General features: G+C 43.0%; 14 protein-coding genes. 10 read left to right on the top strand and 4 right to left on the bottom strand.

Features of this window, described 5'->3' with window-relative positions:
* Nucleotide 1: 1 nt before the first annotated feature.
* The 3 genes from B2W60_RS09305 to B2W60_RS09295 form a co-directional block, all read right to left on the bottom strand.
* Nucleotides 2–1,048, bottom strand: coding sequence for an NAD(P)-dependent alcohol dehydrogenase (locus B2W60_RS09305; protein WP_292359465.1), 1,047 nt, complete (start codon nt 1,046–1,048; stop codon nt 2–4).
* A 151-nt stretch (nt 1,049–1,199) separates the two neighbouring features.
* Nucleotides 1,200–1,550: a DUF3147 family protein gene (locus B2W60_RS09300; RefSeq protein ID WP_292359466.1), complete on the bottom strand. Its 351-nt coding sequence runs from the start codon at nt 1,548–1,550 to the stop codon at nt 1,200–1,202.
* An 80-nt stretch (nt 1,551–1,630) separates the two neighbouring features.
* Nucleotides 1,631–2,473: a LysR family transcriptional regulator gene (locus B2W60_RS09295; RefSeq protein WP_292359468.1), complete on the bottom strand. Its 843-nt coding sequence runs from the start codon at nt 2,471–2,473 to the stop codon at nt 1,631–1,633.
* 102 nt (nt 2,474–2,575) lie between these two features.
* On the opposite strand from B2W60_RS09295, the gene ccoN reads away from it, so the two are divergent.
* From ccoN to B2W60_RS09280, 4 genes are all read left to right on the top strand, one after another.
* A complete protein-coding gene (gene ccoN / locus B2W60_RS09290; RefSeq protein WP_292359470.1) occupies nt 2,576–4,003 on the top strand; it encodes a cytochrome-c oxidase, cbb3-type subunit I in 1,428 nt (475 codons plus the stop codon).
* A gap of 5 nt (nt 4,004–4,008) precedes the next feature.
* On the top strand, nt 4,009–4,245 hold the full coding sequence (locus B2W60_RS14350) for a cbb3-type cytochrome oxidase subunit 3 (RefSeq protein ID WP_414673283.1): 237 nt from the start codon (nt 4,009–4,011) through the stop codon (nt 4,243–4,245).
* Nucleotides 4,246–4,347: 102 nt separating this feature from the next.
* Entirely contained in the window at nt 4,348–5,658 is a 1,311-nt protein-coding gene (gene nirK / locus B2W60_RS09285; protein ID WP_292359473.1) for a copper-containing nitrite reductase, read from the top strand.
* A gap of 199 nt (nt 5,659–5,857) precedes the next feature.
* Entirely contained in the window at nt 5,858–6,046 is a 189-nt protein-coding gene (locus B2W60_RS09280) for an NnrS family protein (RefSeq protein WP_292359475.1), read from the top strand.
* A 253-nt stretch (nt 6,047–6,299) separates the two neighbouring features.
* On the opposite strand, the gene B2W60_RS09275 is transcribed toward B2W60_RS09280, so the two are convergent.
* Nucleotides 6,300–6,608: a hexameric tyrosine-coordinated heme protein gene (locus B2W60_RS09275; RefSeq protein WP_292359476.1), complete on the bottom strand. Its 309-nt coding sequence runs from the start codon at nt 6,606–6,608 to the stop codon at nt 6,300–6,302.
* A gap of 97 nt (nt 6,609–6,705) precedes the next feature.
* Between B2W60_RS09275 and B2W60_RS09270 the strand changes: the two genes are divergently transcribed.
* The 6 genes from B2W60_RS09270 to B2W60_RS09245 all read left to right on the top strand — a co-directional run bounded on the left by B2W60_RS09270 (nt 6,706) and on the right by B2W60_RS09245 (nt 16,757).
* Nucleotides 6,706–7,122, top strand: a complete 417-nt coding sequence (locus tag B2W60_RS09270) for a MarR family winged helix-turn-helix transcriptional regulator (protein ID WP_292359478.1) — start codon at nt 6,706–6,708, stop codon at nt 7,120–7,122.
* Nucleotides 7,123–7,710: 588 nt separating this feature from the next.
* Nucleotides 7,711–9,423, top strand: a complete 1,713-nt coding sequence (locus B2W60_RS09265) for a protein adenylyltransferase SelO (RefSeq protein ID WP_292359480.1) — start codon at nt 7,711–7,713, stop codon at nt 9,421–9,423.
* Between the two features lie 383 nt (nt 9,424–9,806).
* The gene (locus B2W60_RS09260) at nt 9,807–11,291 is read left to right on the top strand and encodes a type I restriction-modification system subunit M (protein WP_292359482.1); all 1,485 of its coding nucleotides are present in this window, start codon (nt 9,807–9,809) and stop codon (nt 11,289–11,291) included.
* Entirely contained in the window at nt 11,288–12,502 is a 1,215-nt protein-coding gene (locus tag B2W60_RS09255; protein ID WP_292359484.1) for a restriction endonuclease subunit S, read from the top strand. Before B2W60_RS09260 ends, B2W60_RS09255 begins: the two co-directional genes overlap by 4 nt.
* A 29-nt stretch (nt 12,503–12,531) precedes the next feature.
* Nucleotides 12,532–15,981: a DEAD/DEAH box helicase family protein gene (locus B2W60_RS09250; RefSeq protein ID WP_292359486.1), complete on the top strand. Its 3,450-nt coding sequence runs from the start codon at nt 12,532–12,534 to the stop codon at nt 15,979–15,981.
* A 491-nt stretch (nt 15,982–16,472) separates the two neighbouring features.
* Entirely contained in the window at nt 16,473–16,757 is a 285-nt protein-coding gene (locus B2W60_RS09245) for a hypothetical protein (RefSeq protein WP_292359488.1), read from the top strand.
* Nucleotides 16,758–16,808 lie beyond the last annotated feature (51 nt).

Raw genomic sequence — 16,808 nt, 5'->3', positions numbered from 1 at the left:
GTTATGCACTTAATGAAGCCATATCAATGACAAAACGATAACGCACATCGGACTTTTCCATACGATCAAACGCTTGATTAATCTCATCCATTTTGATCATTTCGCACTCCGGTAAAATGTTCATACGCCCACAGAAATCAAGCATTTCCTGCGTTTCAGCAATGCCACCAATCAATGAACCTGCGATACGGCGACGGCCAAAAATCATTGGTGCGGTATTAGGGCCTTCAATCGGGCCAATTTGTCCGACTAAAACTAATGTTGCATCGTTATCCAATAAGGGAATGTAGGGATTCAGATCATGGTTGACCGGAACCGTATCAATAATTAAATCAAATGCTGAACCCGCGGTGGTCATGGCTTCTTCATCTTTTGACACCAAAAAAGCATGGGCACCCAGATCTTTGGCACTTTGTTCTTTTTTCGGCGAGGTACTGATAACAGTGACATGGGCACCCAAGCCAACGGCTAATTTAATCGCCATATGGCCCAAACCGCCCATTCCCACAACGCCAACACGGCTGCCCGGTCCAATATTCCATTCTCTTAACGGTGAATAAGTCGTGATGCCAGCACATAGCAGTGGGGCGGCTAATGCCAAATCCAGATTTTCCGGGATACGCAATACAAATTCTTCACGAACCACCAGGTGTTTAGAATAACCACCTTGAGTCATATCCCCAGTAATTCTATCTGGTGAGCCGTAGGTCAATGTAAAACCATTGCGGCAATACTGCTCATGATCGTTATGGCATTCATCACATTCCTGGCAGCTATCCACCATACAACCCACGGCAACATTTTCACCCACTTTAAACTTGGTGACCGCAGACCCCACTTCAATCACCCGACCAACAATTTCATGGCCGGGAACGACAGGATAGGATGATCCACCCCAGTCGTTTCTCGCCACATGTAAATCCGAGTGACAAACACCGCAATATAAAATTTCGATTGCAATATCATTCGCTCGTAATTCACGTCGTTCAAAAGATAAAGGTGCTAAGGGAGAATCAGCAGAATGAGCGGCATAACCGATAGTTTTCATAAGATAATTCCTAAATATAGCTAAACAAGTTGAGAGAGTTTTATGCGAGGTGCAGTATGGATAAATAGTAAATGTTTTAAATGGTATAAACGTAACATTAACCACAATCCAGGCGCAGCTCATCATTTAGAATGTGAACGTAAGTAGGGGGTTAAAGATCTATACCAAATGATCGCAATGCCAAAAGCATAAAGTAATAACTAATAACGGTGACACAAACAGCAATTAAAAGGCTCAAGTAAAAATGCAAGCCCATGTTCAGCAAAATAGGCAAGGTGATAAACAAAGCCAAAGAGGGAAGAACCAACCAGAAAATATTGGATGCCAAGATACTGATTTTTGTGACATCGCCCGTTTCTTGATACAACCAAATGATGGCAATAACTGAAATCAAAGGTACTGAGGCTATAATGGCACCAAAGATCGAACTTCGTTTAGCGACTTCAGAAATCACGACAATGACCACAGCGCTCACAAACACTTTAGTTATGTAGTACCACATAGGTCACCTGCATTAGTTGATAAAAATTTTGCTAGCACCCATAACTTTGTTCTATCTTAAATCAACACAACTCAACAATATCACAACCATGGTTCAGTTGTTTTACCCGCTCTGAATAACGCATCAAGAACGCTCTGGAAATTAGCATTTTTAGTTTGTTTTTTATGCATCATATACACAGGAAATGTGAATTCAGGGTAATTATCAACCTTAATCAAATGGCCTGAATGTAGATATTTTTGGACGACGCGCGTTCGAAAATAACCGCTCCCACCATTTTCCAGAATGTGCTGAAGCGCGAGCTGGCCAAGATTAATCGTCAGCTTGGGTCTTGCCAGATGGGGCAGAGCGATATCATGCTGTTTACGGAAATATTCTCCCCAATCTACATAGATATAAGGCTCTGCTTGGCTTTTAGCGGAGACAAAGATCAGTTTTTCTTCCAGAACTTGTTCGACCTGAATTCCGGGACCGTATTCTGGTTGATGCACCACAATGACATCGAGTAAACCTTGCTGAAGTTTTTGATGCAACGAGGTTCGTTCACCAATTTCTGCACTAATCGCCGTTTCGGAAATATCCTGACGAAGATTGTTTAACCATTGGAGCATTAACGGACTCCAAAGACTGATTTCGCCAGCAATGTTGAAAATGGTTTCGGTACCCGTCGGTAATGGTAAATTTCGCTTGGCACCTTCCCATGCCTGCACCATCGCTACCGCATGCTCAATAAACTTTTCCCCATCAAGCGTCGCCGTAGCACCGGAGCGATTCCTGACAAATAACCTGCAGCCAAGCTGATTTTCGAGATTATGTACACGAGCAGTAACAGTCGTTTGAGTCACATTTAATGTTTCTGCCGCAGCCCCGAAACTACCCAAGCGAATGATTTCCAGAAAAGTGCGTGCCTGATTAATATCCATCAATATCTTTGATAATAAATAAAGATATTATTCATTATACATATCTATATTGAGAGTCCAAACTACTCGCAACAAAGGTAATGGAAGAGTTTGGATAGTTGTATGAATGCAAAAAAACATCAAAATTACAATTATGATGTGGTGAAGTATTTCAGTGTCAGTGCGTGTATTTATTTAGTGCTCGGCACGGCAGTCGGCGTTTGGATTGCATCGGAACTTGCCTGGCCGTTCCTCAATTTTGATAATCCCTATATTACCTTTGGACGTTTACGTCCGGTCCATACCAATATTGTTGTCTATGGTTTTGGTGGTTCAGTGTTAATGGCTACTGCCTATTATGTGATCCAACGAACTTGCGGTGTTCGACTCTGGAGCGATGCCATGGCGTGGTTCACTTTCTGGGGTTGGAATTTATATGTCATTGGCGCCATGATCACTTTGCCATTAGGCATAACGCAAGGTAAGGAATATGCAGAACTGGAGTGGCCCTTGGATATTCTGCTCGCCGTAGTGTGGATTGCGTACACTATAAATTTCATCATGACGCTGAGTCAGCGTAAAAGCAGCCATATATACGTTGCCAACTGGTTTTTCCTGGCCATGATGATCATGTTTACGTATTTGCATGTCATCAATAGTTTGTCGATACCAGTAAGCATGTGGAAATCGTATTCCATTTTTGCCGGGGTCCAGGATGCGATGGTTCAATGGTGGTGGGGACATAATGCTATTGGCTTTTATCTGACCGCTGGCTTTTTAGGGATCATGTATTACTTTGTTCCTAAACAAGCTGAGCGACCAATCTATTCTTATCGTTTATCTGTCATCCACTTTTGGGCATTGATTTTTGGCTATGTCTGGCTCGGTGCTCACCATCTTCAATACACCGCTTTACCTGATTGGACGGGCTCTCTGGGTGCGGCCATTTCATTGGCGATGATCATTCCGTCCTGGGGCGGGGCGTTAAATGGGATGTTTACACTCAGTGGGGCGTGGGACAAACTTCGGACAGACTATATTCTGCGTTTTTTAATTGTATCGCTCGCCTTCTACGCCATGTCCACTTTCGAAGGGCCGGTGATGGCTTCCAAAACGGTCAATGCGTTATCGCATTACACAGACTGGACAATTGGGCATGTGCACTCAGGTGCTCTTGGTTGGGTGGCGATGGTTTCTATCGGTGCGCTTTATCATATGGTCGAACGTATGTGGAATACCAGTATGTTCTCTGTGCAATTAGTGAATGTGCATTTCTGGTTAGCAACCATCGGAACCGCTATCTATATTACGTCCATGTGGGTTGCCGGAATTATGCAGGGGTTGATGTGGCGAGCCTATGATGACTATGGCAACTTGTCTTATACCTTTGTTGAATCCGTGGCACAGATGCATCCTTATTACATTATGCGAGCAATGGGCGGATTTATTTTCTTTACTGGTGCGGTGGTGATGTTAATTAACGTGCTGGCAACGATTTATATTGCTAATAAAAAAGCGTCAGAAACAAAAATAACATTGCAAACTGGTTAAATGCTATGGAAATTTTGCTGCTGTTTCTAAAATTCATGCTGGTTTTTTTAACATCTAACTGGCTCGTTATTGTGACGACACTTATTGGTGTTTGTTGCATGCTGCTCATTGGTTTATGGGTATTTCATCCAGATAACAAAAAGGTATATGAGTCCTATGCAAATATTCCTTTAGAGGATTTATTAGAGGATGAAACGAGCAATGAAAACGATTCCAAAACATACTTTTCCATATTTCTATAAATGCGTATTTTAGGGCTTATTTTATTATTTTTTGTTATATTCCTGTTCAGTAATCTCTGGCTTTAATTAATACAAGCCTATTTGAAAAAAATAGGATCCATAATGAATTTACACCGACTCTCCAATATTTTGGTTATCACCGTGATCACGGCATTAGTACTCAGCCTGATAGTGATATTAGCGCTCGGTGGTTTTTCCTTACTGACCTATCTCAAGACCACTTTGATACAGATGTACGGTTTTGTGATCGCCGCTACAGCGTCGCTGTTTTTCTTTATGCGACTGATTCATCAGATGCATTCCCGTGCTTTTGTTATTTCCATGGTGATATTTATTGTTGGTATAGCCCTGTTTCTGTCTGTTTCGATTGGCAGAATGTATATGTTTCAGTACCCGATGTATGTTGAATCCTATGGTCCGGGGAAAGGTCCGGGCCTGCCATTAAATAACGTGCTGACATTTTTTCGGCATATCGGTCAGTTTGAATGGATTGAGGACATTGCCCATGATCCCAATAATGTGCCTGAGCCAATTGCTTCTGAGGCAAACGGTCAAGGTAATGTAACGAAAGTCACCCTGGAAACCAAAGAAGTTCTGGCTGAATTAGCACCGGGAATAACCTTTAATTACTGGACATTCAATGGAACTGTGCCAGGGCCGATGATTCGGGTTAAAGAGGGTGATACCGTTGAACTTACCTTACATAACCATATAAGCAGTTTGCATCAGCATAATATCGACCTCCATGCCGTAACAGGTCCGGGTGGTGGTGGCGAAGCTACCATTGTTGAGCCGGGGGAGAGTAAAACCATCCGGTTCAAAACGCTTAATCCGGGACTATTTGTGTATCACTGCGCGGTGCCTAATATGGCTGTCCATATGGCTCACGGTATGTATGGTTTGATTCTGGTAGAACCCAAAGACGGGTTACCGCCGGTCGATAAAGAGTTTTATCTGATGCAAGGTGAAATATACACAACGGGTGCTATAGGGCGAAAAGGCTTACAGGTGTTTGATGCCCGGAAAATGCTCGATTCACAACCAGAATATGTGGTGTTCAACGGTCGTACCGGTGCGTTAATAGACAATATGCAGGTTAAGGCAGGAGAGACCGTCAGGCTCTATATTGGCAATGGTGGCGTTGCGATGAATTCATCTTTTCATCTGGTGGGTGAGATTTTTGACACGGTGTACCCGGAAGCCTCAATGAACGGGGCACAGTTTAAAAATGTTCAAACCACCAATATTCCGGCAGGTGGCGCCACAATTGTTGAGTTTAAAGTGGATTATCCAGGACATTATGTCTTAGTTGATCATGCTTTGATGCGAACTGATAAGGGTGCATGGGGTGTGATTGAAGTGATAGGGGATAAAGATCCCAGTATTTTTGAGGAAATTGAAAGCACTTTGTGATTTTTTAACCCAAGCTTATTGCCGGATGAACCACGACGCAGCCAAATGAATTATCAGCGAGTGAACAAGCCATCCTGCCCTTATTTCGTCAGGCATTCAGAACGTTATTTTTATTTGGCGCCAGCTTCAGTGTGCTTGCAATATTGCTCTGGGGATTGGTCTTAAACGGTATATTGAACATGATTTCTATGGCAACTCCTTGTTTTGGCATCGCCATGAAATGCTGTTTGGATTCGTCGCAGCCATCATTATCGATTTTTTATTAACCGCGCGCGGTTCAGAGCTGCACAGGACAGCGGGCACCGCATGGCAGAACCTTGTCTATCACAGCAGGCGCTATGGCAACAATGATCCTGAGCGGGATCTCCAGAGTATCACTGGACCATAGCGGCAGAGCTTTATAACCAAAACGATTAATTTCCTTAGCATTTGTCTTAATTATTGCTGTCGGTTTAACCCGAACAATTTTAATTTGGTTGTTACCAACGCAAGTTTCTTTTTGGTTATGTCTCAGCGTTATTGCTTGGGTTACGGCTTACACTCTGTATGTCATTATTTATTAAGACGCCCAGACCTGACGGGAAACCAGGTTAGGCCGTCTTCAGCCTAACCTCTGACATAATCCAAGCCAAGCTACTTGATTATTTACGCCAGTAGTCGTTAGCAATGGCTATGGTTTTAAATTCAATTGCAACAAGCTCGGCGGCATCCATTAAAAGTGCAGGATCTTCTGCGTATTTTGCTCTTACACGATGTTTCGCACCAGCATCCGTTTGAATAGTACCAATAGTTTTTCGCACCAATTTAATGGCCAGCTGACGGCCTTCATAGGGGGTATCTGTCATTAAACTTGGTACATAATTGTCGTCAGCTGCCATCTCATTCGCTGATAGTTGGATTGGCATTAACAAAGGCAGTGTCATTAAAAATATTGAATAATAAGCTTTCATGTGCGGTATCCTAATGTTTGATTACGAAATGTTCGTACACTAACAATATTCTCGCAAAACAGGTATGTCAAGTACCTGTTTAAAATACAGGATACCAATGGGACCATTGCTAAAAGATCAGGTTTGTTATGCGCTCTATTCAACAAGCGGAGAGGTTACCAAAGCCTATGCAGAGCTCTTAAAGCCGCATCAGCTAACGTATCCACAATTCGTAGTGATGATGGCTTTGTGGCAGGACGATGGCGCTTCACCTACCAATCTCGCCAAAGCTGTTGGTTTGAGTAAAGCGACATTGTCACCTGTTTTAAAAAAGCTTGAGTCACACGGATATCTTAAAAGAGAGCCGGTTCCGGGTAATGACAAGGCGAAATCAATGTCATTAACCAAAAAAGGTCGAGAGCTTGCAACTGAAGGAGAGAACATTGCCAGGCTGGCCTTATGCGCTACTGGTTTGAGTGAAACTGAAGTCAAGCAGCTGATAACTATCTGCAATAAAATAAAAAATAATCTTTGAGTATAAAATTTCTACTTAGATTGTCTGTACAAAATAAAACAAATAGCATTGCCTTACAAAAAAACTACGACCATACACTGCAAAAAATATGTGCGTAAAATGTTTTAACCTATAAGTTCGAACATATTCTGTATTTAAATTTAATGTTTCACCCTAGGGTCTGTTGATCTTTCATAGCCGCCTCTGTTGTGACTGAAAATGCACCAATCAAGGCGCGAGAAATGTAGTTTAGTCGTTCTAAATAAATGACGAGTAACGCAGAGTGGTGGATTTTCAGCCACAACCCGAAGGGCTGGGACTATTTTTCCGCCCTACGGCGTTGGAAATGACTTATGTAGAACAACTACACCGCGTCATTTCCGCCTTGTTGGACGAAAAAATAGCCTCCAGCAGTGGTGGCTCTGAAAGATCAACAGACCCTAGGTAACCAATCATCCGGAACTTGCTTTTAATTTAGGCTTCGGATTAATGCATACACTCAAGCAATAGTGGCTCATTTATTAAGAGTTGTTCCTAATCGTGGAAGTCACGGATGCGACCGAATAATAGTGGTGAAGCCGCTTTTCTACCTGGACATCAGGAGCCAAAATGATAAATCGATTGCCCCAGCAAACCACATCCCTTGACGATTTTGCAACGTTGGTCAGCTACTCGTTTATGGATACGCTGAATGCTGATCCTGATGCGACATCAAACGGAAGCGATCACTATCCGCGACAAGTCTTCTCAGGCCATTATGTCCCTGTCAGTCCCACACCACTCGAAAACCCTGAGTACGTTGCACACAGTAAAACGCTATTTCATGAACTGGGCATCGCCGACAGCATGGCTCATTCGACCGACTTTATGCGTGTTTTCTCTGGAAACCTTACAAGCGTTCCGGAATCGATGCGTAAGGTGGGATGGGCGTGTGGTTATGCACTTTCTATTTACGGCACTGAATACACTCAGCAATGTCCGTTTAATACCGGCAACGGATATGGTGATGGTCGAGCTATTTCAGTGCTGGAAGCTGTTATCAATGGTCAACGCTGGGAAATGCAACTCAAAGGAGGAGGCCGGACGCCTTACTGCCGCGGCGCGGATGGACGCGCTGTATTAAGGTCGAGTGTTCGAGAGTTTCTGGCACAGGAGCATATGCATGCACTCGGAGTTCCAACGTCACGGTCTCTGAGTCTTTATGTGTCGAAAACCGAAAAAGTAAGACGTCCATGGTACTCGCAAGGCTCACGTTCGATGGACCCTGATACTGTTATATTGGAACCGGTTGCCATCTCAACACGGGTTGCACCGTCGTTTATTCGGGTAGGCCAAATTGAGCTCTTCGGTCGTCGTGCCCGTAAAAACGCATACCCACAAGCGATGGAAGAGCTGGAAAAGTTAGTTTTACATCTGATCGATCGTGAGTATGCAGATGTTATTGACCAAAGCCTGAGCACTCCCGAAAAAATATTGTTGCTCGCACAAGAGTTCCGAAACCGGCTGACGTCACTCATTGCGAATTGGATCCGGGTTGGCTACTGTCAGGGTAATTTCAATAGCGACAATTGTGCGGCAGGCGGATTCACACTTGATTACGGCCCATTTGGATTCTGCGAACTGTTTGATCCGCTCTACCAGTCATGGACGGGGGGAGGGCAACACTTCGCATTTTTAAATCAACCCGTTGCTGCGGAACGCAACTTTGCCATGTTTTGTAAGGCATTAAAGCCGTTGCTGACATCGCATCCGGACACTCTGCGAGAACTGGATGAGATTCAAAGCAGCTTTGCATCGAAAATGCAGATGGAAATGGAAACAATGTGGGCAGCGAAGCTTGGACTCGATAGCTTTAACGCAGAGTTGTTTGGCGAGCTTGCATCGCTGATGATGCATACATCTGTGGATTACACCATTTTCTTTCGAGAACTCTCAACAGTGCCTGACGATATTGGTCCACTCAAAAAAAGCTTTTACCAGAACCCGACGTATAACAAAGCCCCCAAAGAGATGAATAATCGCTGGTCAGAGTGGCTCGATAAATGGAAAGCACTTATCTTTAAGGACCACACGACTTCAAGTGAGGAGCTTTCAAGCCAAATGAAACGGGTCAACCCAAAATACAGTTGGCGAGAGTGGTTCGTTGTACCCGCTTATCAGCAAGCGATGGCGGGGGACTATGCTCTACTTCGGGAGCTGCAAGAAATCATGACCAACCCATACGACGAACAATCCAAAGAGGCAGAAGCGAAATACTACCGGCTGAAGCCAACAGAATACTTTGAGGTCGGTGGCTTATCCTATTACAGCTGTTCGTCCTGACAAGTTGCTTACGCCAAATAGCCTGAGCCAGTTGCCCTATTACTTATCTTCCGGGCGGGGTTATCCTGAATAAAACAAAAGTATCTTCTATTCAAATTGAAAATGTTGTCGAGGTATTACAATCGTAAACGCTTAGATTGCTAAATTCTGAAACAGCTTTGAATCGATCACAGTTGCTTTGCATAAAGCATTCATCATTATCCGGAATCAATAGATCAGAATCTGAGTCGACCTGTTGATATTTATTTAACATTCGCAAGCTCAGACAAGCATTGACGCTCAGCCAAAACCGGTTGGCATGAAGAAAGTTCTCAAGCTTGTCAGCCGGGGTTCAATCGGGGAGAATCAGGCCCCTGAATTTTACAATTATAAAAAGTCATAAAATGGTCACCGGTGAACTGAAAAGCCAAGTCGATAAAATATGGGAAACATTCTGGACAGGGGGCGTCAGTAATCCGCTGACCGTTATCGAACAATTCACCTATCTGTTGTTTTTACGCCGGTTGGATGAAACTCAACAATCGGAAAACAGAAAAGCCAATTTTATAGGCGGGCAGGTGAACGAGCTATTCTATAAGCCGCACCACCAAAAATTTCGTTGGAGCAAGTTTCGTGAACTTGGCGACCCACAAGCGATGTTTGAACTCTTCACTCACCCTCAGGAAGATGCAGACAACCTGACTGTTTTCGAGCATATGAAACAGGTGGGTAACCAAGCCGGAGTATTCGCGCGGTATATGAAAGGCGCGACCTTTATGATCCCGACGCCGAAGTTGCTGGATCAGGTGGTGCAGATGATCGACAAAATCCAGATGGATGATCGCGACACCAAAGGCGATTTATACGAATATCTGCTTTCCAAAATCGCTTCTGCCGGCACCAACGGTCAATTCCGCACCCCACGTCATATCATCAAAATGATGGTAGAAATGATGCAGCCCAATCGCGAAGACACCATTTGCGATCCAGCTTGTGGCACGGCGGGATTTCTGGTGGCTGCGGGCAATTATATTTACGAAAACCATCCTGATTGGCTGCATGATCACTCCTTTCGTGAACACTTTAACAGCGACATGTTTACTGGTATTGAGTTTGATAGCACCATGCTGCGCATTGCAGCGATGAACCTGCAACTGCATGCCGTTGAGAAACCCAATCTGATTGGTCTGGATGCCTTAGGTGAAAGCAATGCCAGTAGTCGTGAACAATTCAGCCTGATTCTGGCTAACCCACCGTTTAAAGGTTCTTTGGATTACGACGGTGTCGAAAGCTCTTTGCTGAAAACCGTCAAAACGAAAAAGACCGAATTGCTGTTTATCGCGCTGATTTTACGCATGCTCAATGTTGGTGGTCGCAGTGCAGTAATTATTCCTGATGGTGTGTTATTTGGTTCATCCAATGCCCATAAACAACTGCGACAAACCCTGGTGGAAAAACAACGCCTTGAAGCTATTATTTCCATGCCCAGCGGTGTTTTTAAACCTTATGCCGGTGTCAGTACAGCAGTAGTGATTTTTACCAAAACCAATAACGGCGGCACCGACAATGTCTGGTTTTACGATATGCAGGCCGATGGTTATTCGCTCGACGATAAACGCAGCCCGATTAAAAACAATGATATTGACGACATCATCAATCGTTTCAAAAACCGTGATAAAGAAGCAGACCGAAAACGCACCGAACAAAGCTTTATGGTGCCCTTCGATGAAATCAAACAAAACGACTGGGATTTAAGCATTAACCGCTATAAAGAAGTGGTATATGAACAGATGGAATATGACTCACCGGCTAAAATCATTGCAGAGATAGAGCAACTGGATAAAGAGCGTAGCCAAGCTTTGCTTATGCTTAAGGAGTTGTTGGGGTGAAAGCGGTGCTGACAAACCAATTTAATAAAGTTGCTCTTGGCGATTGTTGTGAAATTATTAGTGGATCTACGCCATCAAGAAATAAAGCCGAGTTCTGGGATGGTGAAATAGATTGGTTTACGCCGAAGGATTTAAGCCGAATTAAATCAAAATACATTTCAGAAGCGCCTGAAAAAATAACGGCTTTAGGTCTAAAAAGCTGTTCAACAACGCTGCTACCTAAAAATACATTACTATTGAGTTCAAGAGCACCAATTGGTCACATTGCTATTACAACAATTGAAGCTTGTACTAACCAAGGCTTTAAATCTTTAGTACCAAATAAAAACCTGTATGTTGAATATTTATTTTATGCAATAAAAAATATCATTCCTCAGCTCAAAGATATGGGGAATGGTGCAACATTCAAAGAGATTTCCAAATCCACACTCAGCAAAGTTGAAATCCCACTTCCCCAAATGACAGAGCAAAAGCAGATTGCCGCGATTTTGGATGCAGCAGATAGCCTCAGACAAAAAGACCAGCAACTGGTCGAGCATTACACCGCTTTGAGCCAATCCCTGTTTTTGGAGATGTTTGGTGATGTGTTTTTAAATATCAAACATTATCCCAAAGCAACTTTCAGACAGTTATTAGACAAAGTGCAAATTGGACCTTTTGGTTCTCAGTTGCATAAACATGACTATGTTGAAAATGGTGTTCCATTAATAAATCCTGTACATATCGTTGAATCTAAAGTTTTACCAAGTAATTCATTTTCGATATTGAAGGAAAAATATGACAGCTTGCCAAATTACCACCTAAAAAAAGGTGATTTGATCATGGCGAGAAGAGGTGAAATGGGACGATGCGCTTTAATAACTAGAAAAGAAGAGGGTTTCTTCTGTGGTACTGGAAGTTTATACCTCAGACCAAACAATAACGTGAACTCTACTTATCTTTTACACGTGATAACAAGCGATAGTGGCAAAAGTTATCTAGAGCGTAATGCTCAAGGCGTAACGATGATGAATTTGAATAAAAAAATTATTTTAAATATTGAGATCGGATTACCCCCAATCGAATTACAGAACCAATTTGAAGTGTCTATAAATTTAATCGAACAACAAAAACAACAAGCCCAAGCCAATCTAGAAAAGTCCGAAGCTTTATTTAACAGCCTGTTACAACGCGCTTTTACTGGCGAATTAACGGCAGATAAGGCAGCATAGCGTCATGGTCCAATAGCAGGGAAGCATTGATGAGTAATTTTCAGTTTCTGCAAAACGATTTTCCGGCACTTTATGCCGATGCCGTTGAAGCAGAACAACTGACGTTTCTCTCCCCTAAAGCCTCGGCGATTTTCTGCCGTTCCAGCCTTGAAAATGCCGTGAACTGGTTGTATGACCACGATCGATCTTTAAGCCGTCCATGGCGTGCGGATTTGAGTACTTTGCTGCATGAACACAGCTTTAAATCGTTATTTAACAACACCTTATTTAACGAACTTAATCTGATTCGCAAAACCGGTAATATTGCTGCCCATGGTAAATCAGTCAGCCAGCACGATGCTTTAGCGTCACTGAAATACCTGTATCGCTTTATGCGTCATCTGGCGATTTATTACGGTAAACAAACACCTGAATTGCAGGTATTTGATGAAGCCTTAATCCCGCATGGCCCAGCCACCCAGCCCAATGCACAACAACTAGCTGATACCGTGGCCGATGTGGCCGCCAAAAATGCCATTGAGCGCGAAGCTGAAACCCTGCAACGTGAACTGGCTGAACAAAACACCCAATTAAAACAGCAACTCGAACACCAAAAAAGCGTATTGGCCGAACGCAAACAGGCGCGTGAACAGTCGATAAATATTGAAACCGCTGTGCCTTTGCTGGTTTCTGAAGCCGAAACCCGCCGTCGTTATATTGATTTATCCCTCAAAGAAGCCGGATGGGATGATCTGCAGGAGGGATATCACCTTGAATATCCCGTGACCGGTATGCCAAAAAGCACTAATCCTTCTGGCAAGGGCTATATCGATTATGTGCTGTGGGGAGATGATGGTTTGCCACTGGCGGTGATTGAAGCCAAAAAAACCATGGTCGATTCACGTAAAGGCAAACATCAGGCGGAGCTTTATGCCGATTGCCTGCAGCAGTTAAAAGGCCAGCGACCGATTATTTTCTACAGTAGCGGCTTTGAAACCTATATTTGGGATGATCAGTTTTATCCGGAACGTGACGTTCAGGGCTTTTACAGCAAAGATGAATTGCAGTTATTAATAGAGCGACGCAGCACCCGAACCGATTGTCGTGATTTTAAAGTGAACGAAGCCATTGCCGGACGAGCCTACCAATTAGAAGCCGTGGCCCGGGTGGCTGAAAATACCGTTACCCAAAACAGTCAGGGCGAATTACGGGGCAGGGCACGGCAAAGTTTATTAGTGATGGCAACGGGCAGTGGTAAAACCCGCACGGCCGCTGCGATTGTCGATATGCTTACCAAATGTAACTGGGCCAAGCGTGTGTTGTTTCTCGCCGATAGAAATGCCTTGGTATCTCAGGCAAAAAACAACTTTAGTGAGCTGCTGCCACATTTATCGGCAATTGATTTAACCAAAGAAAAAGAAGATAACGGCACCCGTTTAGTGTTTTCAACGTACCCGACCATCATGAACCGCATTGATGGCATGCGAAACACCGATACCCGTTTTTACGGTATTGGGCATTTTGATCTGATTATCATTGATGAAGCGCATCGTTCGGTGTATCAAAAATATAAAGCCATTTTTGATTATTTTGATGCATTGCTGATTGGGCTGACCGCCACACCCAAAGCCGAAGTGGATCACAACACCTATGGTTTATTCGGCATTGAAGATAACAACCCGACCTTTGCCTATGAACTGGATAAAGCCGTCGAACAAGGCTTTTTGGTGCCACCCAAAGCGATATCGGTACCGCTGAAATTTATGCGTGAAGGGGTGCATTACAATCAATTATCTGAGCATGAAAAAGCCCAGTATGAGGAAAAGTTTGGTGATCCCACCCAGGGTGAAGCACCGGATGAGATTGAAAGTGCGGCGCTGAATAAATGGTTATTCAATACCGACACCGTAGATAAAGTGCTTGATTATTTAATGACTTACGGCATTAAAGTGCAGGGCGGTGACAAACTCGGTAAAACCATTATTTTTGCCAAAAGCCATGCCCATGCGTTGTTTATAGAAGAACGCTTTAATAAAAATTATCCCGAGTACGCTGGCAAGTTTTTACGGGTGATCGATAACTACGAATCGAAAGCCCAGGATCTGCTGGAAACGTTTGTCGATCCTTATGAAGAACACGATCCACAAATCGCCGTGTCCGTCGATATGATGGATACCGGTGTTGATGCGCCGCGTGTGGTGAATCTGGTGTTTTTCAAACCGGTGAAATCACCGACTAAATTCTGGCAGATGATTGGTCGTGGTACCCGTTTATGTGCTGATTTGTTTGGACCGGGCCAGGATAAAACGCATTTTGTGATTTTTGATTATTGTCAGAACTTTGAGTTTTTTGATGCCAACCCGGATGGCGTGCAGGGAAGACTGGTTAAAAGCCTGATTCAGCAAGTGTTTGAAGCAAAGCTGGAAGTCGCCATGCTGATTCGTGATAACACTGAGCGAACTGAAGAGCAGGGGGCATTAGCCGAAAGTTATATCAATGAACTGTATCAGGCGATTTCCGGGCTGGATAGAAACCGTTTTGTGGTCAAAGCCAAGCTCAGATATGTGGTTGAGTTTAGTGATCAGCAGCGCTGGCAGAATCTATCCAAAAGCGATTTGCTTGATATCAACACCGAACTGGCCAATCTGGTACTGGCTGATAAAAATGATGATGAGTTTGCCAGACGTTTCGATATCCTGGTGCTGAACTTTCAGATTGCTTTATTAACCGGCTCGCATAGCTTAAGCCAGTTTATTAACAAACTGAGCAGTACCGCTAATGCCTTGTTAAAAAAGCAAAATATTCCCGCGGTGGCCCTGCAAAAAACACTGTTAAATGAATTACAAACCGAACCGTTCTGGCAATCCATCAATGTGAATCGTCTGGAGGATGTGCGTATTGCCTTACGGGATTTGATGAAATATCTCGATAAAGATCAGCAACCTGTAGTAGAAACCTCTTTTGAAGATACGTTGGATCATGATGGTGTCAGCATCCATGAGCCAATCGGCACTTATATCACGCTGCAAAGCTATAAAGACAGAGTAGAGTCCTATGTACGAAGTCACAGTGATCATCTGGTGATTCAAAAGCTGAAAAGCAATAAAGCTATTACCGAAACCGAAATCAACCTACTGGAAAGCATCCTGTTTGATGGCAAAACCGTTGGTACCAAACAGGATTATATTGATAACTATGGTGATAAACCGTTAGGCGTGTTTATTCGAAATATTGTCGGTCTGGATGTCGCTGCTGCACAGGCGCATTTTGCCGAGTTTATTCAGGCCGGTAATCTGAAAGCCGACCAAATGACCTTTATTAACAACATCATCAGTTACCTGACTAAAAATGGTGTGATTGATAAAACCATGTTGTTTGAACCGCCATTTACCCATATTCATGATCAAGGCTTATTGGGTGTGTTTGACGATGCCGCAGCAACCAAAGTGATTAGTTTGATTGAACATGTAAATGGCAATGCATTGGCGGATGTTGGTTAGATACTTCTAAACGACAGTCTTAGTACTAAACTTCAAAAAATCATTCTTCGAAACATTCCAAAATAAACAAGTAAGAAAAGCTGTGTATATTGATTAACGAATTTATTGATTATTCAGAATTTAAAATCTTGTGGGGATTGTATGGTAAAAATCCTCAGATTTTAAATTCTGGACCATCTTAGAAAAACCTCCATTTTTGTCATAACACCACATTATAGGAATACATGTCCAAACTGATTTTCGGGTGAGTTCTGGTCAATTTCTTGGCGATCTATAAGTTCGTATAATGTATATTATGTTAAATTATGTATCGATTAATAGTGGCTATAATGAATGTGAGCACTTAGTAACTAGAATTTGCAGCAGCATCCCTACTGTCTAAATACAGCCGTGAACTTGAAGTTTTTGAGTTCGTCCTAACCTATGTAAAAGCAGCGTTTGCTTTTAAAGCGTTACGATGAAAACTCTATTTATTAACCCGGAGAATAATCATGGCCGTTGATTTTATAAAAGATGCGAATTCTATTGAGCAGATTGTCGATGGTATTAATACTGCTGAAGAATCACCGGAAATAAAATACTTTGGTGAATACAAATTAGATAGCGGTGAAAAACTGGCCGCCCACTATGCCTATGAACAGGTCTCTAACTATGATCACATTAGCGATGATGAAATTAAAACTCATCTTGAAGAGCTGAAATCCAAAGATGCTCACTTCGATTTTAATGAGGCTCTGCACATCGCTAAACAATTCTGTAACAAGTGCGAAACTTAATATTGGTTTACACTGACAGTTCATTAACTATTAATAATTAATCGAGGTCAT

The organism is Methylophaga sp. UBA2496 (genome assembly GCF_002341635.1).
Taxonomy (GTDB): Bacteria; Pseudomonadota; Gammaproteobacteria; order Nitrosococcales; family Methylophagaceae; genus Methylophaga.
This window is presented reverse-complemented; position numbering and strand designations above follow the sequence as displayed.